The 24,211-nt window shown below is 66.1% G+C and carries 20 protein-coding genes; 9 read left to right on the top strand and 11 right to left on the bottom strand.

Annotated features, from left to right (window positions below; genetic code table 11):
- Window positions 1-138: 138 nt before the first annotated feature.
- From E3O65_RS10100 to zapE, 4 genes are all read right to left on the bottom strand, one after another.
- Window positions 139-870, bottom strand: a complete 732-nt coding sequence (locus tag E3O65_RS10100; RefSeq protein ID WP_134363612.1) for a YqjF family protein — start codon at window positions 868-870, stop codon at window positions 139-141.
- Between the two features lie 484 nt (window positions 871-1,354).
- Window positions 1,355-2,800 (bottom strand): flotillin family protein, encoded by a 1,446-nt coding sequence (locus E3O65_RS10095; protein ID WP_134363611.1) that lies wholly within the window; start codon window positions 2,798-2,800, stop codon window positions 1,355-1,357.
- Between the two features lie 478 nt (window positions 2,801-3,278).
- A complete protein-coding gene (locus tag E3O65_RS10090; RefSeq protein ID WP_134363610.1) occupies window positions 3,279-4,550 on the bottom strand; it encodes an ammonium transporter in 1,272 nt (423 codons plus the stop codon).
- Between the two features lie 203 nt (window positions 4,551-4,753).
- Window positions 4,754-5,803: a cell division protein ZapE gene (gene zapE / locus E3O65_RS10085; protein WP_134363609.1), complete on the bottom strand. Its 1,050-nt coding sequence runs from the start codon at window positions 5,801-5,803 to the stop codon at window positions 4,754-4,756.
- A gap of 179 nt (window positions 5,804-5,982) precedes the next feature.
- Here zapE and E3O65_RS10080 point away from each other — a divergent pair, with 179 nt between their 5' ends.
- The 3 genes from E3O65_RS10080 to E3O65_RS10070 are packed head-to-tail and all read left to right on the top strand — an operon-like array spanning window position 5,983 to window position 8,156.
- Window positions 5,983-6,885 carry a sulfurtransferase gene (locus tag E3O65_RS10080; RefSeq protein WP_134363608.1) on the top strand — a complete coding sequence of 301 codons (903 nt, stop codon included), beginning with the start codon at window positions 5,983-5,985 and terminating at the stop codon, window positions 6,883-6,885.
- Between the two features lie 60 nt (window positions 6,886-6,945).
- Window positions 6,946-7,383 carry a SufE family protein gene (locus E3O65_RS10075; protein WP_134363607.1) on the top strand — a complete coding sequence of 146 codons (438 nt, stop codon included), beginning with the start codon at window positions 6,946-6,948 and terminating at the stop codon, window positions 7,381-7,383.
- Complete coding sequence (locus E3O65_RS10070; protein WP_134363606.1) at window positions 7,380-8,156, top strand: dihydrofolate reductase family protein; 777 nt, start codon at window positions 7,380-7,382, stop codon at window positions 8,154-8,156. The genes E3O65_RS10075 and E3O65_RS10070 overlap by 4 nt, the downstream gene beginning before the upstream one ends.
- On the opposite strand, the gene E3O65_RS10065 is transcribed toward E3O65_RS10070, so the two are convergent.
- Window positions 8,077-9,261, bottom strand: coding sequence for an alpha/beta hydrolase (locus tag E3O65_RS10065; RefSeq protein ID WP_166785719.1), 1,185 nt, complete (start codon window positions 9,259-9,261; stop codon window positions 8,077-8,079). The genes E3O65_RS10070 and E3O65_RS10065 overlap by 80 nt on opposite strands.
- Before the next feature lie 111 nt (window positions 9,262-9,372).
- On the opposite strand from E3O65_RS10065, the gene E3O65_RS10060 reads away from it, so the two are divergent.
- The 4 genes from E3O65_RS10060 to E3O65_RS10045 all read left to right on the top strand — a co-directional run bounded on the left by E3O65_RS10060 (window position 9,373) and on the right by E3O65_RS10045 (window position 14,611).
- Window positions 9,373-9,963 carry a DUF3000 domain-containing protein gene (locus E3O65_RS10060; RefSeq protein ID WP_134363604.1) on the top strand — a complete coding sequence of 197 codons (591 nt, stop codon included), beginning with the start codon at window positions 9,373-9,375 and terminating at the stop codon, window positions 9,961-9,963.
- Window positions 9,956-11,152 (top strand): HRDC domain-containing protein, encoded by a 1,197-nt coding sequence (locus tag E3O65_RS10055; RefSeq protein WP_134363603.1) that lies wholly within the window; start codon window positions 9,956-9,958, stop codon window positions 11,150-11,152. The genes E3O65_RS10060 and E3O65_RS10055 overlap by 8 nt, the downstream gene beginning before the upstream one ends.
- A 76-nt stretch (window positions 11,153-11,228) precedes the next feature.
- The gene (locus tag E3O65_RS10050) at window positions 11,229-12,434 is read left to right on the top strand and encodes a thiolase family protein (protein ID WP_134363602.1); all 1,206 of its coding nucleotides are present in this window, start codon (window positions 11,229-11,231) and stop codon (window positions 12,432-12,434) included.
- Window positions 12,431-14,611, top strand: a complete 2,181-nt coding sequence (locus E3O65_RS10045) for a 3-hydroxyacyl-CoA dehydrogenase NAD-binding domain-containing protein (protein ID WP_134363601.1) — start codon at window positions 12,431-12,433, stop codon at window positions 14,609-14,611. The genes E3O65_RS10050 and E3O65_RS10045 overlap by 4 nt, the downstream gene beginning before the upstream one ends.
- 410 nt (window positions 14,612-15,021) lie before the next feature.
- Here the strand turns inward: E3O65_RS10045 and dxs are convergent, their stop codons facing one another.
- The 5 genes from dxs to dut all read right to left on the bottom strand — a co-directional run bounded on the left by dxs (window position 15,022) and on the right by dut (window position 22,051).
- Complete coding sequence (gene dxs / locus E3O65_RS10040) at window positions 15,022-16,974, bottom strand: 1-deoxy-D-xylulose-5-phosphate synthase (RefSeq protein WP_134363600.1); 1,953 nt, start codon at window positions 16,972-16,974, stop codon at window positions 15,022-15,024.
- A gap of 115 nt (window positions 16,975-17,089) precedes the next feature.
- A complete protein-coding gene (acnA, locus tag E3O65_RS10035; protein ID WP_134363599.1) occupies window positions 17,090-19,924 on the bottom strand; it encodes an aconitate hydratase AcnA in 2,835 nt (944 codons plus the stop codon).
- Window positions 19,925-20,142: 218 nt separating this feature from the next.
- Entirely contained in the window at window positions 20,143-20,946 is an 804-nt protein-coding gene (locus tag E3O65_RS10030; protein WP_134363598.1) for a DUF3159 domain-containing protein, read from the bottom strand.
- Window positions 20,947-20,957: 11 nt separating this feature from the next.
- Window positions 20,958-21,578: a DUF3710 domain-containing protein gene (locus tag E3O65_RS10025; RefSeq protein WP_134363597.1), complete on the bottom strand. Its 621-nt coding sequence runs from the start codon at window positions 21,576-21,578 to the stop codon at window positions 20,958-20,960.
- Window positions 21,575-22,051, bottom strand: a complete 477-nt coding sequence (gene dut, locus E3O65_RS10020; protein ID WP_134363596.1) for a dUTP diphosphatase — start codon at window positions 22,049-22,051, stop codon at window positions 21,575-21,577. Before dut ends, E3O65_RS10025 begins: the two co-directional genes overlap by 4 nt.
- Before the next feature lie 38 nt (window positions 22,052-22,089).
- On the opposite strand from dut, the gene E3O65_RS10015 reads away from it, so the two are divergent.
- Window positions 22,090-22,545: a DUF3093 domain-containing protein gene (locus E3O65_RS10015; RefSeq protein ID WP_134363595.1), complete on the top strand. Its 456-nt coding sequence runs from the start codon at window positions 22,090-22,092 to the stop codon at window positions 22,543-22,545.
- 6 nt (window positions 22,546-22,551) lie between these two features.
- Here E3O65_RS10015 and E3O65_RS10010 read toward each other — a convergent pair whose 3' ends face one another.
- Window positions 22,552-22,845, bottom strand: coding sequence for a DUF4193 domain-containing protein (locus tag E3O65_RS10010; RefSeq protein WP_134363594.1), 294 nt, complete (start codon window positions 22,843-22,845; stop codon window positions 22,552-22,554).
- Window positions 22,846-23,041: 196 nt separating this feature from the next.
- On the opposite strand from E3O65_RS10010, the gene sepH reads away from it, so the two are divergent.
- Window positions 23,042-24,205: a septation protein SepH gene (gene sepH / locus E3O65_RS10005; RefSeq protein ID WP_134363593.1), complete on the top strand. Its 1,164-nt coding sequence runs from the start codon at window positions 23,042-23,044 to the stop codon at window positions 24,203-24,205.
- Window positions 24,206-24,211 lie beyond the last annotated feature (6 nt).

The following is a 24,211-nucleotide window of genomic DNA, read 5'->3' as shown; positions in this document are numbered from 1 at the left end:
CGGTCCCTGGCGTGGTTCATATCGCCCCGAATCAGATCTCTCCCACAACCCCGACGGTGACAGCGCCCGAAGGCCGGGGACACGCAGACCAGAGCACGCCCACTATTCTGAGGTGAAACTTGGCGCCCCGGCCGCGACTCAGCCGGCCGTGCCGAACCAGGTCGTGACGCCGGGCGAGTAGAGCACGGAATCCGGCGCGCGTCCGGCCAGTCCGGGGAAGCCGGCCACGGAGAGCAGGGTGTCATCGAGGCTCACCAGCTCGGCCTGGAAAAGAACCCACGGCTCGTGGTGATTGCGCAGGTGAACCGTTCGCCCCCGCGTGCGAGTGAAAAGAGCCCAGCGCGCGGTGAGAAAGTCAGCAAGCGGGTCGCCCACGACCGGGCGAGCTGTCGGCCGCACCACGATCTCGGTGTGCGCCCCAGCAGCCAGATGCCGACGGGAGGTGTACTTGTACTCCCCCGCGGAAACCCCGAGCCGGGTGCGTGACCACATGTACGGGATCGAGAAAAGCGCCCGGGCGGCCAGCACTGCGGCGAGCCGAGAGGCTTCCAGCGAGACGAAGACCACGCCGCGATGACCGTTCGCGTCGACGGCGTAGAGGCGCACGTTCACCTCGACGAAAGTGCCGAAATACGGGATGGGCGGGCTGCCGAGGACGGTGGCCCGATCAAGCACGAACGGAATCAACCCGACCCAGCTGGTTCCGTCGAATTCGTCCGGCACGAGCCCCTTCGGGAGCAAGGGCGCCACGAGGTCGGCGTCCACCCGCCAGTGCAGGAACATCAGGTTCGACCAGCGTTGGCTTGAGGAGGCTCTCCCCGCGAGCCGGGGCGCGACCGCCGAGATCGGGTCCAACGCGGCATCCGTCATCTGGCAGTCTCCCCATGTTCGCCGTGCGGTTCAGAGCACCCTGAGGAACTCCGTGCGGTAGATGATACCCGCCGGGGAACCGGTCCCACCGGTCGACGCGGACCTGTTTCCGGAATAGACGCGGTAAAGCTTAGGCTTTTGCGGGAAGCGGAGGAAGGCTGCCGCAGAACCCAGGTTGCGGCAGCTCAGCCAGTTTCCACCATTCTGGTTGGGGACCGGCCAGGAACCGCTATCCGCGATGGGCGCGACAGATCCGTCCGCCCTGTGGATTGCCGCCTCACCCAGCGCACGCCTGGGCACACCCCCGCCGCGGACTCGCATGGGCGCGGCGCCCGACGCCGACTCGCCCCTGGTCCCGCAGCTTCGGGCCAGGGAAGTCAACGGTGCGTGAACCAATTCGACGGAGATGCCGGTCCACAACCGATTTTTCGTCCGGTCACGCGCCGCTCCGGGTTGGATCTCCGTCGAATTAGTTCGAGCCGCGCTACGCCTCGACGGCCGGAGCGGCCAGAGCGTGGTCGACGTCGGCCTGCTGGGCGATCGTGAGTGATGGAGCCGCGTTGGCGGCCTTCGCCGCGGCGGCACCGGCGGCAGCGCCCCCGACGAGGTTGCCGAGCATCTCGCGGATACCGATGCCCATGGTGGACTTGAGCACCCCGTCGACCTCGGTGAAACCCGAGGCGACGTTCTTGGTCAGCTGGCTGGCGCCATCCGTGGAGATCACCGTCAGATTGTCAATGTTCGACATCGGGGCGGCCAGCTCGCGGGCGATCTCGGGCAGCATCTCCACCATTCGCAGCTGGATCAGCGCCTCGCTCTGCTCGGCGACGGCCTCGGCGGACAGCCGCGTGGCGGTCGCCTCCGCGGTACCACGGGCGAGGATCGCGTCGGCCTCGGCCTGACCCTCCGCGCGGAGGGCCTCGGCGTTGGCTATGCGGCTGTCGCGATCGGCGTTCGCGCCGGCGACGGCGGCCTCGGCGGCCGCGATGGCGGTCACCCGGATGCGGTAGGCGTCGGCGTCGGCGATGGCGTTGACCTCGGATTCCAGCTCGGCCTTACGCAGCGATGCGCGCCGCTGGGCGGTCAGCTCCTGCTCCTGCACGATGGCCTGCTGGGCCTTGGCCTCGGCCAGCGGTTTGGCCGCGGCGGCTTCGGCGGCTGCTTTGTCGGTGTCAAGCTGCAGGGCTGCCCTGCGCAGAGCGAGCGTGTTCTGGGCCTCGGCGATGGCCTGCTCGGCGAGGATGGCGGCCTCCTGCGCTTCCCGGTTCGCCGCATGCTCGGCGACCTCGGCCTGACGCCGCACCTTGGCCTGCTCGGCGCGGCCGAGGTCACGGATGTAGTCGTTCTCGTCGGTGATGCCCTTGATCTCGAACGAGTCCACGTCGACGCCCTGGTTGGCCAGGGATTCCCGCGCGGTCGCCAGCACGGAGGAGCCGAGCTCATCGCGTTTCTGGATGATGGTCATCACGTTGGTGCCACCGATCGACGACCGCAGGGATCCCGACAGAACTTCCTGGGCGAAACCGTCGATGTTCTTGTCTTGCCCGAGGAATCGCTGAGCCGCAGCCCGGATCGCCGCCGGGTCGTCGCCGACCTTCACGATCGCGACGGCTTCCACAGTGAGGGTGACGCCGTTCTGGTCCTGGGCGACGGCCGTGATCTCGATCGCGCGGCTCCGGAGGCTGATCTTGAACGCCTTTTGGAAAAACGGGGTGATGAACACGCCCTGGCCGTGCACGACCCGCTGCCCGGATTCCTCCAGGGTGGCGCCGTCGACGATGGTCTTCTTCGACTTCTTGCCGGTGATCACCAAGGCCTCGTCGGGCCCGGCATTCTTATAGACGCTCTTGGCGTAGATCAGGCCGACCAGAAAAACGACGACGCCCAGAGTGATGAGGCCGGGGATGGGGCTGAGCAGGAATTCGAACATGGGGTCCTTCCGATCCGCCGGCACACGACGATCATGCGCGTGGGCCCCGTGCCGCGACGCGCGGGTCACGAGACCCTCGAAGCCTACTGGTTGGTCAGAGAAGGGCGCGCTCCTGCGCGACGGCGACGGCGACGGCGACGGCCCGCGTCAGACTCGTCGTCCACGGAGCAGACGCTCCTCGACAGGCAGGCGCACACCGACAGATGGCCGACAGACGGGACAGAACCCCGCCAGGCTCTCAGCCACCGAGAGCCTGGCAGGGTTCTTCTTGCGGGCTTCGGGTCCCCGGCAAGTTCCGTCAGTGTGGCGCGACCCCCGGAACGCGTCAAGGTTGGGCACCGGGCCGCCGGGCTCCGGCAGTGGGGCGCCGACATGCGCCCGGACGGTGGGCGCATCCGGTCCAACCGGTTGCGCCCACATGCATGGATCGGACTGATCGAGCTGGTAACCGCTCTGCAGCGCGCTAATCGCTGTGCGGTTAGACGGCGTCGAGCGCGTAACCCTCTTCACCGTGAACGATGGTGTCCACTCCGGCCACTTCGTCTTCGTTGTTGATTCGGAAGCCGATCGTCTTCTGGATGACCCAGCCGATGCCGTACGCCATCACAAAGGAGAACACTGCAATGCCGAAGGCCGCGATGAACTGCACCCAGAGCTGGTTCAGGCTGCCGGTGTCGAGGAGGCCGATGCCTGATCCGAAGATTCCGATGTAGAGCGTTCCGATCATGCCGCCGATGAGGTGGATGCCCACCACGTCGAGCGAGTCGTCGAAACCCCATTTGAACTTCAGATCGACGGCGACGGCGCAGACCGCGCCGACGAGGAGGCCGAGAACGATCGCCCAGAATGGGGTGAGGATGTTACAGGCCGGGGTGACGGCGACGAGTCCGGCTACTGCGCCCGATGCGGCACCGATCGAGGTGGGCTTGCCGTCCTTGATCTTCTCGACGATCAGCCAACCGAGAATACCGGCGGCGGGACCGACGAGCGTATTGATCCAGGCGAGGGCGGCGACACCGTCGACGGCAGCCTCGGATCCGGCGTTGAAACCGAACCAGCCGAACCACAGGAGCGAGGCGCCGAGGAGGGTGAGCGGAACGTTGTGCGGCTTGGAGATGCCCTTCTTGAAGCCGACCCGCTTGCCTAAGACCAGCGCGAGAGCCAAAGCGGCCGCACCGGCGTTGATGTGCACTGCGGTACCACCGGCGAAGTCATTGACCCCGAGTGCGGCGGGAGCCCAGCCGTCGGCAAGGTTGAAGACCCAGTACGCGACCGGAAAGTACACGAGAGTCGACCACACGGCAGCGAAGATGATCCAGGCACCGAACTTGGCGCGGTCTGCGATGGCGCCGGAGATCAGGGCGACGGTGATGATGGCGAAGGTGGCCTGGAAGCCGGCGAACGCCAGCCCGTTCAGGTCGGGTGAGAGCGAGCCGTCTTCGCCGGCGCCGAGAAGTCCGCTCAGGCCGAGCAGCTCGGACGGATTGCCGAGGAAGCCGGGGATCAGTGGTGGGCCGAAGACCAGCCCATAGCCGTAGAGCACCCAGAGCACCCCGACGACGCCCATCGCGCCGAAGCTCATCATCATCATGCTGATGACGCTCTTGGCCTTGACCATGCCGCCGTAGAAAAAGGCGACACCAGGGGTCATCAGGAGCACGAGGGCTGCCGCGACGAGAAGCCAGAGGGAATTGAGATTCAGAGTTATTTCATCAGTTGTGGCGTCCAACAGGACTGACAGTTCAACCATGGGCATGGTTACCTCTCTCTAACTAACAGTGAGTGCCGTCGACGTGCACAGGGTGAGCAGTAGATCGTGTCTCGGCGGGTACAGAGTCAGTGTGGAGTTGTCAGGTTTCCGCGAACGCGCGCGGATGTTTCGACCGCGTTACGCGGCAACGGACGGTGTTAACATCGCGTTTCCAGCGGGCAGACCACAGGGCCCCGCCCCGATCAGTCGTGCGGCGGCAGCTCCCCCGTGGTCAGCGCCACCAGGCGGGACTGGGACCGCTGGTACTTCTTGCGATAACCGCCGGAGAGCATCTCCTCGTCGAAAACCTCGTTCAGGGGCTGCCCGTTGGCGAGGATCGGAATCTCCGCGTCATAGACCCGGTCGATGAAGGCCACCAGCCGAAGCGCATCCGTCTGGTCGGTCAGCAGGTACACGTCGGTCAGTGCGATGACGTCGATTCCCTGGATCATCTTGATGTACTTCGACGGATGCACCGTGCTCAGGTGACGGATCAGGCTGCCGAAGTCATCCCGGGTCACCATGGAGCCGCGCTGAAGCAGTGCCGGCACCATCTGATCGAGCTCGTCCCGGGGCACCGCAATCGCGTGGCCCTCGATGTCCCGACGTCGGTAGTCGAGACCGTCGATGCGCACGATCTCGAAGTTTGCGGACATCGCCTGGATCTCCCGGAGGAAGTCGATCGCGGCGAAGCGGCCCTCGCCGAGCGAGTTCGGCGGCGTGTTGGAGGTCGCCGCGACCCGCGTGCCCGAGGCCACGAGCTCGCCCAGCAACCGGGTCATCAGCATGGTGTCGCCCGGATCGTCGAGTTCGAATTCGTCGATGCAGATCAGGCAGGCGCCGGAAAGCTGTTTGACGGTGGCCGCATAGCCGAGCGCCCCCACCAGGGCCGTGTACTCGATGAATGTGCCGAAGTACTTCGGCCCCGGTGCGGCATGCCACAGGGCGGCCAACAGGTGGGTTTTGCCCACACCGAAGCCGCCGTCCAGGTAGATCCCGGGCAGCTCCGCCTTGGGTTTGCGAGTGCGGGAGAAGAAGCCGCCGGGCCGCTGAGGCAGCCACGCCGCTGAAAAGGCGTTCAGACGTTCGACGGCATCGAGTTGGGAGGGGAAGTCGAGGTCGGGGCGATATGACTCGAAAGACGCGTGCTCGAACTGGGGCGGCGGAACCAGCTCGGCCACAATCTCGGATCCAGTGATGCTCGGTGAACGGTCGGCCAATCGTTGCACCTGGCTGAGGGCCTGTGGAGCCATGCTGAAATACCCGGTTTTCTGTGTCGGACGCTGGCCACCCGCGGCGCATCATCGCTGAATAACGACCGCGGATGCGATCAGGACCAAGACCGCGTAGATTCGAAAAGCGGGCCGGTAAACAGCCTAAACCGCGTACATTTGATCCGGTGTCCATTGCACGCTCCCAGGAGGATTCCCCTATGCCCGTTGATCTCGATCCGGCAGCGAAGTTCACCGCCTACGCCCATCCCGAACGGTTGGTCACTACCGAATGGCTTCAGCAGCACCTCGGTACCCCCGGCCTCACGGTGGTGGAATCGGACGAGGACGTGCTGCTCTACGAAACCGGTCACATCCCCGAAGCCGTCAAGATCGACTGGCACACCGACCTCAACGACCCAGTCGAACGCGACTTCGTCGGCAGCGCCGCTTTTGCCGACATGCTCGGAGCCAAGGGCATCTCCCGCGACACCACCGTTGTCATCTACGGCGACAAGAACAACTGGTGGGCGGCCTACGCCCTCTGGGTGTTCACGTTGTTCGGCCACGCGGACGTGCGCCTGCTTGACGGCGGCCGTGACAAGTGGGTGGCCGAAGAACGCGAGCTCACCCGGGACAAGCCCGTCATCACTCCGACGGAATACCCGATCGTCGAACGCAACGACGCCCCCATCCGCGCCTTCCGGGAGGATGTCCTGGCCCATTTCGGAAACCCGTTGATCGACGTGCGCTCCACGGAGGAGTACACCGGCGAACGAACCCACATGCCCGCGTATCCGGAAGAGGGTGCCCTGCGCGGCGGGCACATCCCGTCTGCGGCATCGGTGCCATGGGCCCGCGCCGCGGCGCCGGATGCCTCGTTCCGCACCCGTCAGGAACTCGATGCCATCTACCGGGACGAAGCCGGTCTTTCCGATGGAGACAGCGTCATCGCCTACTGCCGGATCGGTGAGCGCTCCAGCCACACGTGGTTCGTACTGACGCACCTGCTCGGTTTCGAGGGCGTGCGCAACTACGACGGATCCTGGACCGAGTGGGGAAACGCCGTTCACGTGCCGATCGCACTGGGCACCGAGCCGGGTGCGGCGCCCCAGCCCCGCTGAGTCGGCCGGCCCACTGGGTTTCTGGGCTCGCTCGGCCCGCGCATGGCAGAATGGTCGGTGATGACTGCCACCGAATTGCCCGCGAAACTAGCCGAGATCCGCGATGAGTTCCTCGAACTCGAGGAGCCCGACCGCCTGCTGTTGTTGCTCGAATTCGCGGACGAGCTTCCGGCGCTGCCATCACGCTACGCGGACCACCCGGATTTACTGGAGCGGGTCGTGGAATGCCAGTCCCCCGTTTTCATGTTCGTCGAGGTCGACGTCGACTTGGCCGTGCACCTCCACGCAACCGCTCCCCGAGAATCGCCCACGACCCGCGGCTTTGCCTCGATCCTCGCCCAGGGATTGGACGGCCTCAGCCGCCAGGAGGTGCTCAACGTTCCGGACGACTACCCGAACACGATCGGGCTGACGAAGGCCGTGTCTCCCCTGCGCATCCGTGGCATGACCGCCATGCTCGCGCGCGCCAAACGTCGCCTGCGCGAGGGCGCTGCGTGACCCTGACCCGGGTCTTCCCGGAGCCTGAGCCGGAACAGGCCGACGCGGCCGACCTGCCCCGGACCGTCGACGGGCTCGATCAGGCCAGTCGGGACTGGCTGCTGCGACGTTACGCCCCGAAGCCGGGACCATACCTGCGGGTCAATATGATCGCCAGCATGAATGGCAGCGTCACCGGCGCGGACAATACCTCCGATTCGTTGTCAAGCAGGCTGGATCGTCGCATCCTGGGCGTGATCCGGCAACTCGCCGACGTGGTCCTGATCGGCGCCGGCAGTGTGCGGACGGAGGGCTACGTCGTTCCCGCGCGCGCGACCCTGGCGGTCGTCACGGCCAGCGGCGACCTCTCCGGTCACCGACTCGAGCCGCCGGCGGTCCAAGCGGTCGACCGGACGAGCCGCGTCCTCGTGCTCTGCCCGCGGACCGCGGTCGCCCGGGCGGAGGACACCACGGCCGGGTCCGGAGCTGTGATCGTCGCTCTCGACGATGACAATGGCCAGATCACTCCCGCCACCGTCGTCGCGGCCCTGAGCCGCCTGAGCCTCACCCGGATCGTCTGCGAGGGCGGCCCGGTGCTGGCCGGGCAGTTCTTCGCGGCGGACCTCGTAGACGAACTCTGCCTGTCCACCAGCCCCCAGATCGTGCTTGGGGCCCGTGGCCTCCTCGAATCGGCGCAGCCTGGCGCCACCGGATTCAGTCTGCGGCAGCTGCTACTGGACGATCAGGGTGCGGTGTTCGCCCGGTGGGAGCGATCTCGTCCAGCCAGTTCGTGATGGCCTGGTTCCAGCCTTCGCGATCGTAGTTCCACAATTTGGTGTGCCGCGCCACCGCGAACGGTAGAAAGGTCACAATATCGGGGCGGCGCCCGGCCAGGGCGCGTGAGCCGGTCGCGGGCACGAAGCCGTCGTCGTCGCTGTGCATCAACAGCACCGGCAGCTCGAGCTCGGCGGCGCGCGTGACGAAGTCGAGGCGTCCGAAGTCGATCGGTTCGGTCCGGCCGGTGAAGATCCCGCCCCACCGCCGGCCCAACACTTCCAGAGCGCCCCTGGCGACGACCGCGGGCAGGCCGAGCAGTCCGCCGTGGAACTTCGCGACGTCCGCCCAATCGAGCACGGGCGAGTCGAGCACGATTCCGACGATCCGGTCACGAAGCATGGACCGAGTCGCCGTCTGCAGCACAATGGCCCCGCCCATCGACCAGCCCATCAGCACAATCTCGGTCGCGCCGCGGGCAACGGCGAACGCGATGGCAGCGTCGACATCCAGCCACTCCGCGTCTCCGAGGGCGTACCGTCCGCCGCCGCTCATGGGAGCTTCCCCGTCGTTGCGATAGGACACCAGCAGGGACGTGAAACCCGCGTCCCGGAAGACCGGAGTCGCCCGCAGGGTCTCCTGCCGCTGCACGCCCCGCCCGTGCACCTGAAGCACCCAGCGCCCGTCCGGTTCCTCCGCCGGTACCAACCAGGCCGGCGCTGCACCGACGTCGGTCGGAACAAGCACGTCCTCGAAGGCAAGGCCAAGGTCCCAGGGACCCAGATAAGAGTAACCGCCGAGACGGCCGCGCTCGGCCAGAGCCAGATCTCCGTGATCCACACGAAGGATGCGCCGTGTCACTCGGGTCGGCGTCAGGCGCAGGACCTCGCCCAGGTGCGCGTGCCCCCGGTCCTGGGAGAACCAGAAACTGTAGTCACCCTGCAGAACGGAGTCCGCCGTGCACGCCAGCGTGATCGTTCCCGCCACCAGGTCGACGCCCTTGACACGCACATCGTCGGTGCGCCGGCCCCCGGGAGTCACGATCCGGCGGGCCATCACGGTCGCGAGAACACCGCCAGCGATTCCGAGCGCCACCGCCGTCCCCGCAACAGCGATCCCGGTCACAGCCACAATTCGCCCTGGGTGCCGCCCTGAACCCATTCCGTCGCGCATGACTACCTTCCCTGTCCGGCGTGCCTGAGCGACACTGCACGGAAAAAACTCTAGTCTGCAGACGTGCCCGAAACACAACACCAGCCCCCTCCGGAGTTCACCGCCGCCCGCGCATCCATCGAGGGTGCACGCATCCGCGCGGAGCTCGTGGTGAACGAGATTTCCGCCCCGGCGAGCATCGCCCCGAACGCCGTCGCCTTCTCCGCCGATATCAATCCGACTCGTCATGGCGGCAACTCCGACTTGGGGACCGGTCGTTTCATTCTGCTCCACGATCCGGACGAACCCGAAGAGTGGGGCGGTGCGTTTCGCGTCGTCTGTTTCGCGCAGGCTCCGCTCGAAACCGACATCGGGCTGGACCCGTTCGTCGCCGGAGTCGCCTGGTCGTGGCTGGTCGATGCCCTCGACTCCCATGGGGCACGATATACCGCGGCCTCAGGCACCGCGACTAAGATCATCTCGTCAGGCTTCGGCGAACTTGCCAGGCAGGGCGATGGTGCGCAAATAGAACTGCGTGCCTCGTGGACGCCGCTGGACCATAATCTCGCCGCCCACGTCGAAGGATGGGGCGAGCTGCTCTGCATGCTCGCAGGCCTTCCACCCACTGGCGAAGGAGTCAGCATGTTGTCCACACGCCGCACCGGTCGTGCTTGATCACCAGGTAATCGATACCCGGCACGCCTACCTGGCAGCAACGGCCGCCATCAGCGCCGGTACGGGCCCGGTCGGTATCGATGCGGAACGGGCATCCGGCTTCACCTACTCGCAGCGCGCCTATCTGATCCAGATCTATCGGCGGGACGCGGGCACCTTCCTCTTCGACCCGCCCGCGATCGGAGAGTTCCACGAACTCAATGAGGCGCTCCACGACGTCGAGTGGATCTTTCACGCCGCCAGCCAGGACTTGGCCTGCCTACGTGAAGTGGGCCTGGATCCCAAGCACATCTTCGACACGGAATTAGCTGCCCGTCTGCTCGGCATCCCCCGGGTGGGCCTCGGCACTGTGGTGGAGGAGCTCCTGGGCATCCACTTGGCCAAAGAGCACTCCGCCGCGAACTGGTCTACCCGGCCTCTACCGGAGGCTTGGCTCGTGTACGGCGCACTCGACGTCGAGCTGCTCCCTGACCTTCGAGACCGGATGGCCGACATGCTCGCCACCGATTCCAAAAGCGACATCGCCGCCCAGGAATTCGCCGCGGTACTGGCCCGGGAGGCCAAACCCGTCGGCCCCGAACCCTGGCGTCGCCTCTCCGGCGTGCACTCCATCCGTAGCCAGCGTGGCCTCGCAGTCGCACGGGAGCTTTGGCTGGCCCGCGACAGGCTGGCTCAGGACCTCGATGTCTCCCCCGGCCGACTCGTTCCCGATGCGTCCCTGACCGCGGCCGCACGGGCCATGCCCGCGTCCCGGCAGGCGCTGGCCGAGCTGCGCGAGTTCAGCGGGCGAGCGAGCCGCACCGAGCTCGACCGCTGGTGGGGCGCTGTTCAGAAGGGGCAGGCATCGAGCGATTTGCCCTCGCTGCGCGCCAGCGGCGACCTGCTCCCTCCCCCGCGCGCCTGGTCAGATCGCAATCCGGAAGCGGACCTGCGCTATAAGGCCGCTCGCGCCGCGCTGACGGAGGTTTCCGAGGCACTCGCCATCCCACTGGAAAACCTCGTTACGCCCGATTACGTGCGGCGGGTGGCGTGGACGCCGCCGGAGACCGTCGACCCCGCATCCGTTGGAGAGGCGCTCGCCCATCTGGGCGCACGCACCTGGCAGATTGAAGCGACCGCACAACGGATTGCCGATGCCTTTGTGGATGTCCTGCAAACGAACGAGGTCTCCCCGCAAACCAGTTCGTAGGAACCGTCCAACGATTCGACCCTCCCCGGGTGCCCCTTTAGGATCGACCGACACCTGATCGATTGATGGAGGCAAAGTGGCCGATAGAGCAGAAGTCGTGTTTGTAGACGGGGTTCGCACCCCGTTCGGACGCGCTGGTGAAAAGGGAATGTACTGGAACACCCGGGCGGATGATCTGGTGGTCAAGGCCATGATCGGACTGCTGGAACGCAACCCCTCGGTTCCCGGGGATCGGATCGATGAGGTGGCGATTGCCGCCACGACCCAGACCGGTGACCAGGGTCTCACCCTCGGTCGCACGGCGGCGCTCCTCTCCGGCCTGCCGAAGTCGGTGCCAGGATTCGCCATCGACCGGATGTGCGCCGGCGCGATGACCGCCGTCACCACTCTCGGAGCGGGAATCGGCTTCGGCGCTTACGACCTGGCCATTGCGGGTGGGGTCGAGCACATGGGCCGCCACCCGATGGGATCCGGCGTCGACCCGAACCCGCGATTCCTCTCCGAGCGCCTCGTCAGTGAGGACGCCCTCAACATGGGTGCCACCGCCGAGCGCATCCACGACCGCTTTCCTTCCTATACCAAGGAGCGCTCCGACCGGTTCGCCCTGCGCAGCCAGGAAAAGGTTGCCGCCGCCTATGCAGCCGAGAAGATCCAACCCGACCTCATCTCAGTGTCGATCCGCAGCGAGTCCGGCTGGGGTCTCGCGACCCGTGACGAGGCTCCGCGACCGGAGACCACGATGGAAGGTCTCTCCTCCCTGAAGACCCCGTTCCGCCCCTTCGGGCGGGTCACGGCCGGCAACGCCTCCGGGCTCAACGATGGTGCCAGCGCCTGCCTTCTCGCCAGCAGCGGGGCCGCCAAGGAACTGGGACTGACCGTCAAGATGAAGATGGTCAGCTTCGCCTTCGCCGGCGTCGAACCGGAGGTCATGGGTCTCGGACCTGTCCCCTCTACGGAAAAGGCGCTGCGCAAGGCGGGCCTCAGCATCACAGATATCGGACTGTTCGAACTCAACGAGGCGTTCGCGGTGCAGGTGATCTCCTTCCTGGATCACTTCGGCATCGACGACGACGACCCTCGCGTGAACGAATACGGCGGTGCGATCGCCATCGGACATCCGCTGGCCTCCTCCGGCGTGCGCCTGATGAACCAGCTCGCACGTCAGTTCAGCGAGCACCCCGAGGTGCGCTACGGCCTCACCGCCATGTGCATCGGCCTCGGCCAGGGTGGCACCGTAATTTGGGAGAACCCGCACTTCAACCGGAAGGCAAGCAAGCGATGACCGACTACTCAGCACTCGATTTCACTCCGCTGGTCGACCTGTCGGCCGACGAGGTCGTTACACACTCTTTCGTGCGCGACGTGCCGTTGTCCGGGGGCCGTACCCTGGCGCTCGTCACGCTGGACAACGGGCGGGACCACACCCGCCCTAATACGCTTGGGCCCATCACCCTGCTCGAGTTCGGCATGACGATGGACCTCCTTCGGGAGCGGGCCGCGCTCGGGGACATCCACGGCGTCGCCGTCACCGGCAAGCCGTTCATCCTCGCTGCCGGTGCCGACCTGAGCAAGGTCAGCCAGATCCCCTCCCTCGAGACAGGTAAGTTGCTCGCGCAGCTCGGCCACTATGCCCTCGGCAAGCAGGCCGAGCTCGGCGTGCCCTCCTTCGTGTTCATCAACGGGCTCGCGCTCGGCGGCGGGCTCGAGATCGCCCTCAACGCCGACTACCGCACGGTCGACGCGTCCGTTCCGGCGATCGCGCTGCCCGAGGTCTCCCTCGGGCTGATCCCAGGCTGGGGTGCCTCCTACCTGCTCCCCAACCTGATCGGCATCGAGAACGCACTCAAGGTGATCATCGAGAACCCGCTGAAGCACCGTACGCTGAAAGCGGCCGACGCCCTCGAGCTCGGCATCGCGGATGTGCAGTTCGACTCGGCTATGTTCCTCGAGCAGTCCATCACGTGGGCAGACGGCGTGATCACCGGAAAGATCAAGGTCGCCAGGCCGAACCTGCCTGGCAAGGTCGAGCGTCTCGTCAAGTGGGACGTCGCCGTCGGCATCGCCCGCAAGATGCTCGAAGGCCGCATCGGCACCGTCGCCCGGGCGCCGTACATCGCGCTGGACCTGGTCAAAGCGGCCAAGAGCGGCACCCGGCAGGAAGGCTTCGAACGGGAAGACGACTGCCTGGCCGAGCTCATCTCCGGCGATCAGCTACAGGCGAGCATCTACTCCTTCAATCTGGTTCAGAAGCGAGCCAAACGCCCAGCCGGAGCACCGGACAAGGCCCTCGCCCGGCCGATCAAGAAGGTGGGCGTCATCGGCGCCGGCCTGATGGCCAGCCAGTTCGCGCTGCTTTTCGTGCGCCGCCTGCGCGTGCCTGTGGTCATCACCGACCTCGACCAGGCCCGCGTCGACAAGGGTGTCGCCTACATCCACGGCGAGATCCTCGCTCTGGAGACCAAGAAGCGCATCTCCCCCGACGAGGCCAACCGGCTGCGCGCCCTCGTGACAGGCACCACCGACAAGGCACAGTTCGCCGATGCCGATTGGGTGATCGAGGCCGTCTTCGAAGAGCTGGGCGTGAAGCAGGATGTCTTCGCCGAGATCGAGAAACACATTTCCCCCGACGCCATCCTCGCCACCAACACCTCGTCGCTGTCGGTCGAACAGATCGGGGCCAAGCTGGCCCACCCGGAGCGCCTGGTCGGTTTCCATTTCTTCAATCCGGTGGCCATCATGCCGCTGATCGAAGTCGTGAACACCCCCCAGACCAACGACACCTCCCTATCCACGGCCATGGTTGTGGCCGCTAAGCTGCGGAAGAACGCCGTCATCACCCGAGACACCCCCGGGTTCGTGGTCAACCGGCTCCTCGCCAAGCTGCTGGGCGAGGCCATGCACGCGGTCGACACCGGCACGCCGTTCGCGGTGGTGGACGGTTCTCTCGCGCCGTTCGGCATGCCGATGACCCCGTTCGAACTTCTCGAACTCGTCGGCCTCAAGGTCGGTGCACACGTGCTGGACACCCACCACGCGGCGTTCCCGGACCGGTTCTTCGACAGCCCGAATCTGCACCGCCTGGCAGAGCACGGCACGATCCTCGAGCGCGATTCGAAGGGCAAGATCAAGGGCTTCGACAAGGGCGCCGTGAAGATCGTCGCCGGCGGGCAGGAACCGATGACGGCCGAGCAGATCCTGCGCCGCGTTGAAGACGGCCTGGCCGATGAAATCAAGCGGATGCTGGACGACGGCGTCGTGCACGCCGCCGAGGACATCGACTTGTGCATGATTCTCGGTGCCAACTGGCCGTTCCAGATGGGCGGGATCACGCCCTACCTGGACCGCGTCGGCGCAAGCGAACGCGTCTTCCAGGGCACGTTCCACACGCCGCCGATCCGCGGAGTCGGCGCGGCCTCCGAGCCCGTTGCACACACGACCGCCACGACAGTAGGCGACTGACCGCATTCACCACGCCGAGCCGTGAGGTCGGTTCCACTTTCTTGAAGAATTGGGAGCTGGCTTCACGGCTCGGCGCTGTGGCGGGTGGTACTGTCGCACGGTCGGCGGGGCCTGTTAAGCCGTCCCCAGTCGACACGGAGTGACAGTTCCCGCCGGTCGACGTGGGCGGAGGCGGACGAGGTCTGCGTGTCAGCCGGTGCGTGTGTTCCGCCCCAAGTCACGAACGAACTCGACGGTGATTTTTGGCTAACACGGGCCGCAAAGCCTGAAAACCCGTTTTTATTGGAAAATCTCCGTCGAATTCGTTAGACGCTGGAGCCGGTACCCCGGCCGTGGTTGGCAGCGGCCATACCTGATTACAGTCCCGCCCTGTCGGGATGGACGCAACCGGTCGTCGGGATCTGACCCGGCTAGTCGTTCTGGCGGCTGGCCGGGATGGATCCGGTATCGACGCTGTCGACCGGTAGCGGGCGCGCGTGCGGGATCTTGCTGCCGAGGACCATGTCCACCACGTCGCGGGCGATCCGCTGTGGGGTCAGTCCGACGCGCTCGAGGATTTCCGCTCGGGTGCCGTGGTCGAGGAACTCGTCGGGCAGACCGAGTTCGGTGACGGCCGTGTCCACACCCGCCTCGCGCAGGTCCTGACGGATGCGGGTGCCGATACCACCGACCCGGATACCGTCCTCGATGCTCACGACGATCCGGTACTCAGCAGCCAGGGAGACGATGTTCCTCGGCACCGGGACGACCCAACGGGGGTCGACGACGGTCGCCCCGATGCCCTGAGCGGCGAGCCGCGCGGCGACATCGAGTCCCATCGAGGCCATCGGCCCGACGGTGACGATGAGCACGTCTTTCTGGGACGCTTCCAGAAGCACGTCGACCCCGTCGTCCAGGCGGCGAACGGCCTCGATCGGGGCGCTGACGCTGCCCTTGGGGAAACGCAGGACAGTGGGCCCATCGTCGACGGCCACGGCCTCCCCCAGTTCCTCGGCCAGGCGCACCGAGTCCCGCGGGGCCGCCAGGCGGATTCCGGGGACGACTTGCAGAATGGCCAGGTCCCAGATGCCGTGGTGGCTGGGACCGTCCGGACCGGTCACGCCGGCCCGATCGAGCACGAATGTGACGCCGGCCTTGTGCAGAGCGACGTCCATCAGCACCTGGTCGAACGCACGGTTGATGAAGGTTGCGTACAGCGCGACGACCGGGTGCAGGCCGCCGAACGCGAGTCCGGCAGCACTGGTCACGGCGTGCTGTTCGGCAATGCCCACGTCGTGCACGCGCGTGGGGAACCTTTCGGCCATCTTGTGCAGGCCCGTGGGGCGCAGCATGGCCGCGGTGATGCCGACGATCTTGGGCTGCAGCGTGGCCAGGCGCAACAGTTCGTCGGCGAAGACGGATGTCCAGGAGGGCGCACCGGCGGATTCCGTGGACTCCCCCGTCTCCGGGTCGATCTGACCAACCGCGTGGAACTGGTCCGCCGTGTCCTGAACGGCAGGGTCGTAACCCTTGCCCTTCTGGGTGATGGCATGCACGATCACCGGGGCGCCGTAGCCCTTGGCCTGCCCGAGCGCTTCGACCATCGCCGCCATATCGTGGCCGTCGATCGGCCCGATGTACTTGATGTCGAGGTTGGAGTAGAGCGCCTCGTTGTTGGTGAACCGGGAGAGGAAACCGTGCATGCCGCCGCGCACGCCGCGGAAGAAGGCCCGGGCGGGCGCGCCCATCCGTTCGAAGGCCTCACGGCTGGTCAGGTAGGCGCTGTGGTACGCCTGGCGGGTGCGCACCGTGTTGAGGAAGCGGGCCATGCCACCGATGGTGGGCGCGTAGGAGCGGCCGTTGTCGTTCACGATGATGATCAGGCGACGGGTGTTGTCATCACTGATGTTGTTGAGGGCTTCCCAGGTCATGCCGCCGGTCAGGGAGCCGTCGCCGACCACCGCAATAACGTGACGGTCGCTCTGGCCGGTCATCTCGAAGGCCCGTGAGATGCCGTCGGCCCAGGACAGCGAGCTCGAGGCGTGGGAACTCTCCACGATGTCGTGCTCGGACTCCCGGCGTTGCGGGTAGCCGGCCAGCCCACCCGTCTGGCGCAAGAGGCCGAAGTCCTGGCGGCCGGTGAGCAGCTTGTGCACGTAGGACTGGTGCCCGGTGTCGAACACGATCGCGTCCCGCGGCGACTCGAACACCCGGTGCATGGCGATGGTCAGCTCGACCACACCGAGATTGGGCCCGAGGTGCCCGCCGGTCTTGGAGACCTCCCGTACGAGGAAGGCCCGGACCTCCGCAGCGAGCTGGACGAGCTGTTCCGCCGAGAGGTGATCAAGATCTCTCGGCCCGGAGATCGTGTCCAGTAGCGCCATCGGTAACACCTTTCACGTTGCGCTATCCGCCACCCAGAGAAACCGGCGCATAGATTCGGTCACACCGAGTCTACGCGCCGGTTTCGGGAGCAAACCGAAAGGCGGCTGGGCGCCGCTACGCGACCAGCGAACGCAGGACGTACTGCAGGATGCCGCCGTTACGGTAGTAGTCCGCCTCGCCCGGGGTGTCGATGCGAACGAGGGCGTCGAACTCCACCGTTGCCTTACCGGCCGCCGACTGCGGGCTCGGGCTGGCGGTCACGCGGACCGTCTTCGGGGTGGTCCCATTGTTCAGCTCATCGAGCCCGGTGATCGTGACGATCTCCGTGCCGTCGAGGCCGAGGGACGCCCAGCTCTGGCCGGCGGGGAACTGGAGCGGGACAACACCCATCCCGATCAGGTTGGATCGGTGAATCCGCTCGAAGCTCTCGGTGATGACGGCCTTGACGCCCAGGAGGCTGGTTCCCTTGGCTGCCCAGTCCCGGGATGAACCCGAGCCGTATTCCTTGCCACCGAAGATGACCAGCGGAGTGCCCTGCGCCTGGTAGTTCTGCGCCGCGTCGTAGATGAACGCCTGCGGTGCACCGTCGACGGTGAAGTCGCGGGTGTAGCCGCCTTCCACTCCGTCGAGCAGCTGGTTGCGCAGACGGATGTTCGCGAACGTTCCGCGAATCATGATCTCATGGTTGCCGCGGCGCGAGCCGTAGGAGTTGAAGTCGGCACGATCGACGCCGTGCTCGAGCAGGTAGGCACCGGCCGGGCTGTCCGCCTTGATCGACCCGGCGGGGCTGATGTGGTCGGTTGTGACCGAGTCGCCCAGTTTGGCCAGCACTCGGGCGCTGACGATGTCGACCACCGGGGTGGTCTCCATTGTCATGCCGTCGAAGTACGGGGGCTTCCGCACATACGTGGACTCGGGATCCCACTCGAAGACCTCGCTGTCCGGCGTCGGCAGTCCACGCCAGCGCTCGTCGCCCTCGAAGACGTGGCCGTACTGCTTCGTGAACATGCCCGTGTCGATGGAGTTGTCGATCGTGGCCTGCACCTCGGCCGAGTCAGGCCAAATGTCCCTGAGGAACACCTCGTTGCCGTCGTTGCCGATGCCGAGGGCATCCGTCTCGAAGTCGAAGTTCATCGAGCCCGCGAGGGCATAGGCGATGACCAGCGGCGGGCTGGCCAGGTAGTTCATTTTGACGTCAGGACTGATCCGGCCCTCGAAGTTGCGGTTGCCCGAGAGCACCGCGGTGACGGCCAGGTCATTGTCGTTGATCGCTGCGGTGACCTCGTCGATGAGCGGACCGGTGTTGCCGATGCAGACCGTGCAGCCGTAGCCGACGGTGTAGAAGCCGAGGGCTTCCAGGTCGTCGGTGAGGCCGGCTTTCTCGTAGTAATCGGTGACGACCTTCGAGCCCGGCGCCAGGGTGGTCTTGACCCACGGCTTGCTCGTGAGCCCCTTCTTGACGGCGTTGCGGGCCAACAGGCCCGCGGCGAGCATGACCGACGGGTTGGACGTGTTCGTGCACGAGGTGATGGCCGCGACGGCGACAGCTCCGTGGTCGAGTGTGTAGTTCGCTCCGCCCTCCGTGGTGATCGCGACGGGCCGCGAGACACTGATCGGAGCGTGGCTGACATGGTTGTGCGAGACCGAGTGGTCGAGGTTCTCGTCCTCGGCGGTGAAGCCGATCGGGTCTGATGCCGGGAAGGATGCCTCGACGGCCGCGTCCACGACGGTCCAGTCCTGCGTCGCGTAGCTCTGCAGGTCCCGTTCGAACTGCGACTTCGCCTCGGTGAGGATGACGCGGTCTTGCGGACGCTTCGGGCCGGCGATCGACGGCACGACGGTCCCCAGGTCGAGCTCGAGGTACTCGCTAAAGACGGGCTCCTTGTCGGCGTCGTGCCAGAGACCCTGCAACTTCGCGTACGCCTCGACGAGGGCGACCTGCTCTTCGCTGCGGCCGGTCAGGCGCAGGTATCCCAAGGTCACATCGTCGATGGGGAACATGGCGGCCGTCGAGCCGAACTCGGGGCTCATGTTGCCGATGGTGGCGCGGTTGGCCAACGGCACCTGGGCGACGCCCGCACCGTAGAACTCGACGAATTTGCCCACGACACCATGCTTGCGCAGGATCTCGGTGATGGTGAGCACGACATCCGTCGCGGTGACGCCGGTGGGAATGGAGCCGTTGAGCTTGAAGCCGACCACCTTGGGGATGAGCATCGAGATCGACTGGCCGAGCATCGCCGCCTCGGCTTCGATGCCGCCGACACCCCAAGCGAGCACGCCGAGGCCGTTGACCATGGTCGTGTGCGAGTCGGTGCCGACGCAGGTGTCGGGGTAGGCCTGCAGCACACCGTTCACTTCCCGCGTCATCGTGACTCGGGCCAGGTATTCCAGGTTGACCTGGTGCACGATTCCGGTCCCCGGCGGCACGACTTTGAAGTCGTTGAATGCCGTCTGGCCCCAGCGCAGGAACTGGTACCGCTCGCCGTTGCGCTCATACTCGATCTCAACGTTGCGCTCGAGTGCGTCGGCGGTGCCGAACAGGTCGGCGATCACGGAGTGGTCGATGACGAGCTCGGCCGGTGCCAGCGGGTTGATCTTCTTCGGGTCGCCACCGAGCTCGGCGACGGCCTCACGCATGGTGGCGAGGTCGACGATGCAGGGAACACCGGTGAAGTCCTGCATGACCACGCGTGCGGGCGTGAACTGGATCTCGGTGTCGGGTTCCGCCGTCGGGACCCACTCACCCAGGGCGCGGATGTGCGCGGGGGTGATGTTGGCGCCGTCCTCGGTGCGGAGGAGATTCTCCAGCAGCACCTTCAGGCTGAACGGGAGCTTCTCGTAGCCCGTGACGGCATCGAGACGAAAGACCTCATAGTCTGTCGACCCGACCCGCAGGGTGTCCTTGGCTCCAAAACTGTTTACGACCGCATTATTAAGTGCCGACACGATGCCCTCTCCTTCGTGGAAACCGACGGGTAACCGTCCGCAATCCTCAATCCTGACGACCGGACGCCTGCGGCTGCCAGCAAGGGTTACCTAACCGGCGGATGCGACGTGCGGACGATGTCCTCCGTCAAACTATCTTGACATAGAGATAACTCTAGCGGTGCCCCGCCGATACGCGTGCCCTTTCGAGCGGTTTCGCGGAATCAAGGTGTCGCGAATCAGTCGCGTCGTCGGGCCGTGTCGTCGTCGGTCGCCCGGTAGACCGTCCGGACGACCAACCACGAGGTCACGAGAAGCGGCGCATAGAGCGGGATCCCCATCAGGAGCTTCGCGGCTCCCAGCCACTCCACGTTGCCGGAATAGTACAGCGGAAGCTGCACGGCCAGTCGCAGCGCGAACAGGCCGGCCCAGCACAGTGTGAGGATGGTCAACACACGTCGCTTGGACGGATTCGCACGCCAGTCGATTCCGTCTCCCATCAGGAACCCCACGGCCAACCCGATCAGCGGCCAGCCGACCAGCGCCGAGACCAGCAGCGCGCCGCCGTAGAGCCCATTGGTCCAGAATCCGGGCAGGAAGAAGTCCTCAGCCCGACCCGTGAACAGGGCCAGCACAGCACTGAAGACCAGCGCCACCAGTCCGCCGACGGCCGGCGTCATCGTCTGGCGACTGACCCGCCGCAGCGCGATGAAGACGACGCCGATCAGAACCGGCACGACCAACGAGACCAGAAGCGAGTAATCGGGCAGCAGCTGCCTGGTGAACGTGTACGTGAGCAGGAAGACCAGGCCGGGCAGGACCGCTTCGACCAGACCGCGGATGCCGCCCATCGCCGCCAGGAGCACACGCCCGCTGATCGGCTCGCCATCGGCTGCCGACGAGAAGCCGGCCCGCCGGGCCGCGGCGGCCATACCCTCGGCCAACGCGCCGGACACCGCTTCGGTTCCAGGCTCGGGCGAGTCCGGCGGATTCCGTGTGACACGGGGACCATGTGCCTCGTTGGGCGGCGGGGTTTCCGTCATCCGGGAATACCTCAGGACTGGCCGGGCTCGGCCGGCGTGGCCGGCATCCGGAGCGGAATGAGGTCGCGCGGAGGCATCGGGGCCGATCCCCGCACCACCACGATGCTGCGGAAAAGGTCCTCGATCTCACTCGCTGCGTCGGGGTTGACGGCACCCTCACCGGCGATAACCCCGCGGAGGAACCAGCGCGGACCGTCGACGCCGATGAATCGAGCCAGCCGGCTCGATCCGTCCGCCCCCTGACCGGCGGCCACGGGAATTTCCGCAACGAGTTCGGGGCCGAAGGGCCCCTCTCGCAGCGTCGTGGTTCCACCCTGCTTGCCGATCTGGTCGGCGATCTGGGCGCGAATCTCGTGCCAGAGACCGCTGGAACGGGGAGCGGCGAACGGCTGCACCTGCAGGGTCGAACCGGCGTAGTCAAGCCCGATCGCGACGACGCGCTTGCTGCCCTCCTCAATTTCGAGTCGCAGGTGCAGGCCTTCACGTGGAAGGATTTTCACCCCACCGAGGTCGACGTAAGGCCGGACCGGGTTGGCTTCGACTTCATCGAGGGGTCCCTCGGTTGCCCGGTCCTCGGGTGCCGACTTGGCCGACACGTCCGCGGTCTCGTCCGTGTTCGCGGTGTCGCTCACTGGTTGTCTCCTGACGTTGTGGTGCCCGTGCTGATCTGCTGGCCTTGGCCGGTCGACCCGAACCCGCCTTCGCCGCGCTGGCTGCCTGGCAGCCGGTCGACGGGGATAAAAGCAGCCCGACTGACCGGCATGATGATGATCTGGGCGATGCGATCGCCGACCGCGATCGAAAAAGCCTCGTTCTGGTCGGTGTTCAGGAGCGTGACCTTGATCTCCCCGCGGTACCCGGCGTCAACCGTTCCCGGGGAGTTCACGATCGTGATCCCGTGCTTGAAGGCGAGACCGCTGCGGGGAACGACGAACGCCGCGAACCCGTCTGGCAAGGCGATGGATACGCCCGTGCCGACCAGAGCGCGTTCGCCGGGGGCCAGGACCAGAGCCTGGGAGGAATGAAGGTCCGCCCCCGCGTCGCCCGGATGCGCGTAGCTCGGGAGGATGGACGCGGTAATCAGGACTTCGACGCTTTCTGCCACGTGTCGAGGCTAGTGCAGAAGTCTGATCGAATAGAGCCATGCCTGAATATCGCGAAAAACTGTGGGCCTCACCCGCACCCTACGTCGCCACCGCACTGATCATCCCGGCCAGCATTCTCGTGTTCGCACCGATTTCGATGTTCGCCGGGATCCTGATCGCCGCGGGGTTGTACGCCGCCTGCGTTCTGACGCTGATTCTGTCGGCTCCCATGATCCAGGTGGCGAACGGAGAGGTCATCGCCGGGCGCGCGCGCATCTCGGCCGAGCTGGTGGGCGAGGTTCTGCCCTTCGAGGGGGATGAGGCCGTACTGGAGCGCGGACGCCGGCTCGATGCCAGAGCGTGGCTGCTGATCCGCGGTTGGATCCGCCCGGTCGTGCGGATTCCGATCGTGGATGAGACCGACCCGGCCCCGTACTGGCTCGTGTCAACGCGGCATCCACAGAAATTGGCCGCCGCGATCAATGGATCGCGACGGCCAGCGTCAGGTGACTAAGCGCGTTTAGGAGTCGCACTCCAGGCAAACCGGGCCGAGCTTGGTCTCGTGCGACATCTGCGAACGGTGCTTCACCAGGAAGCATTCCACGCAGGTGAACTCGTCGGCCTGCGGGGGCAGGACGACGACATCGAGGTCGAGGTCGGACAGATCGGCGCCGGGAAGGTCGAACCCACCGGGGTTGTCCGAGTCGTCGACATCTACGACACCGGACATCTTGTCGGGTACGCGCTCCTTGAGGGCCTCAATCGACTCCGAGTCGTCTTCGGTCTTCCGTGGTGCGTCGTAATCGGTTGCCATACCCATCCATTCAGTTACGCCGAGAAACGATTTCGGCGGCCATAGTTTCCAACAATCCGGGCGGAATAGCAAACTACACGTCGCCGTATCTGTTCGGCACAGTCATCAACTTGCGGCACGCCCGGCGTATTCCCCAGCGATTCGTCTTTTACATGGCAGTCTTGGCTGCACTAATGATCGCGAGAGGGCTTTCAACATGCAGGAATTGAAAGTTATTGGAGTCGAGAACGGTGCGCTGCTCGCAGCGTCAGAAGAGGGTGACAGATTCCGGATCCCCATCGATGAAGTTCTCCAGTCCCGGCTTCGCCAAACCCAGGCGGATCCCACGTCCGGGCCGAAGCTGAGCCCCAAGGAGGTGCAGGCCCACATTCGCGCCGGCATGTCCGCCGAGGATGTGGCTGCCGTCACGGGCGCATCCATCGATTTCGTGCGCCGCTTCGAGGGCCCGGTGGTCGCCGAACGCGACTACATGGTGTCTTGTGCGCTGAGCGTGCCCGTGCATACCGCCATTGACCCTGACCCGATTGACGGCGGAGCCAATTTTGGCACCGTCATCCGGGAACGCCTGGCCTCCCTCGGCGCCACCAACGAACGTTGGGCCAGCTGGAAAGAGCCCGGCGCCGGGTGGATCGTCAAATTGGCCTTTACCGCCGATGACATCGATCATGACGCCCGTTGGGGCTTTGAACCGAAGAAGAATTCCCTCACACCGGTCGGTGGCGAAGCCATCGCGCTCTCCCAGCAGGGCGAGCTCAAGGGCGCCTTGATCCCGCGGCTGCGGGCCGTGGGCGCCGAGACGAGTCCTGCCGACGTGTCCAGGTTCGACAGCGGCGCCTTCACGTTCAGGGAATCTTTGACCGAAGAGCTGCTCAACGACACGGCCCCGCTTCTGGAGCCGGTGCCGTACTCGCGCCAGGCCGGAACGACGGATGCCGTGTCCCGGGCGGCCATCAAGCGCGCCGACGAACCCCCGCAGAGCCTGAGCGAGACCGCTGACCTGCTCGCGTCCCTCCGCCGTCGCCGCGGGGAGCGCGAAGCGGCCGCCTTCGAGAGCAACCAGTCCGAGAGCCACCACAGTAGCCTCACCGAGAACGCCGCGGCTCAGGCGGCGGGACCGGGCATCCGTCTCGTGGGCCAGCCCGTAGAGGCCGGCGCCGAGCCCTCCGGCGTCCATGCCGCCGACGCGTCGGCAGCACCGGCCGAAACTCCTCGCAACGCGTGGTCAGCTCAGGCTGCAGCATCGCAAACGCCGTCTGCAACTCCACGCCAGGCCGGCAACCACGGAAAGCGTGGACGCGCCTCGATGCCCAGCTGGGACGAAATCGTGTTCGGCGCCCGCACCGACGACGACCTGCCCTAAGCCGCA

Origin of the sequence: Cryobacterium breve (assembly GCF_004402375.1) — a bacterium.
Classification (GTDB): Bacteria; Actinomycetota; Actinomycetes; order Actinomycetales; family Microbacteriaceae; genus Cryobacterium; species Cryobacterium breve.
This window is presented reverse-complemented; position numbering and strand designations above follow the sequence as displayed.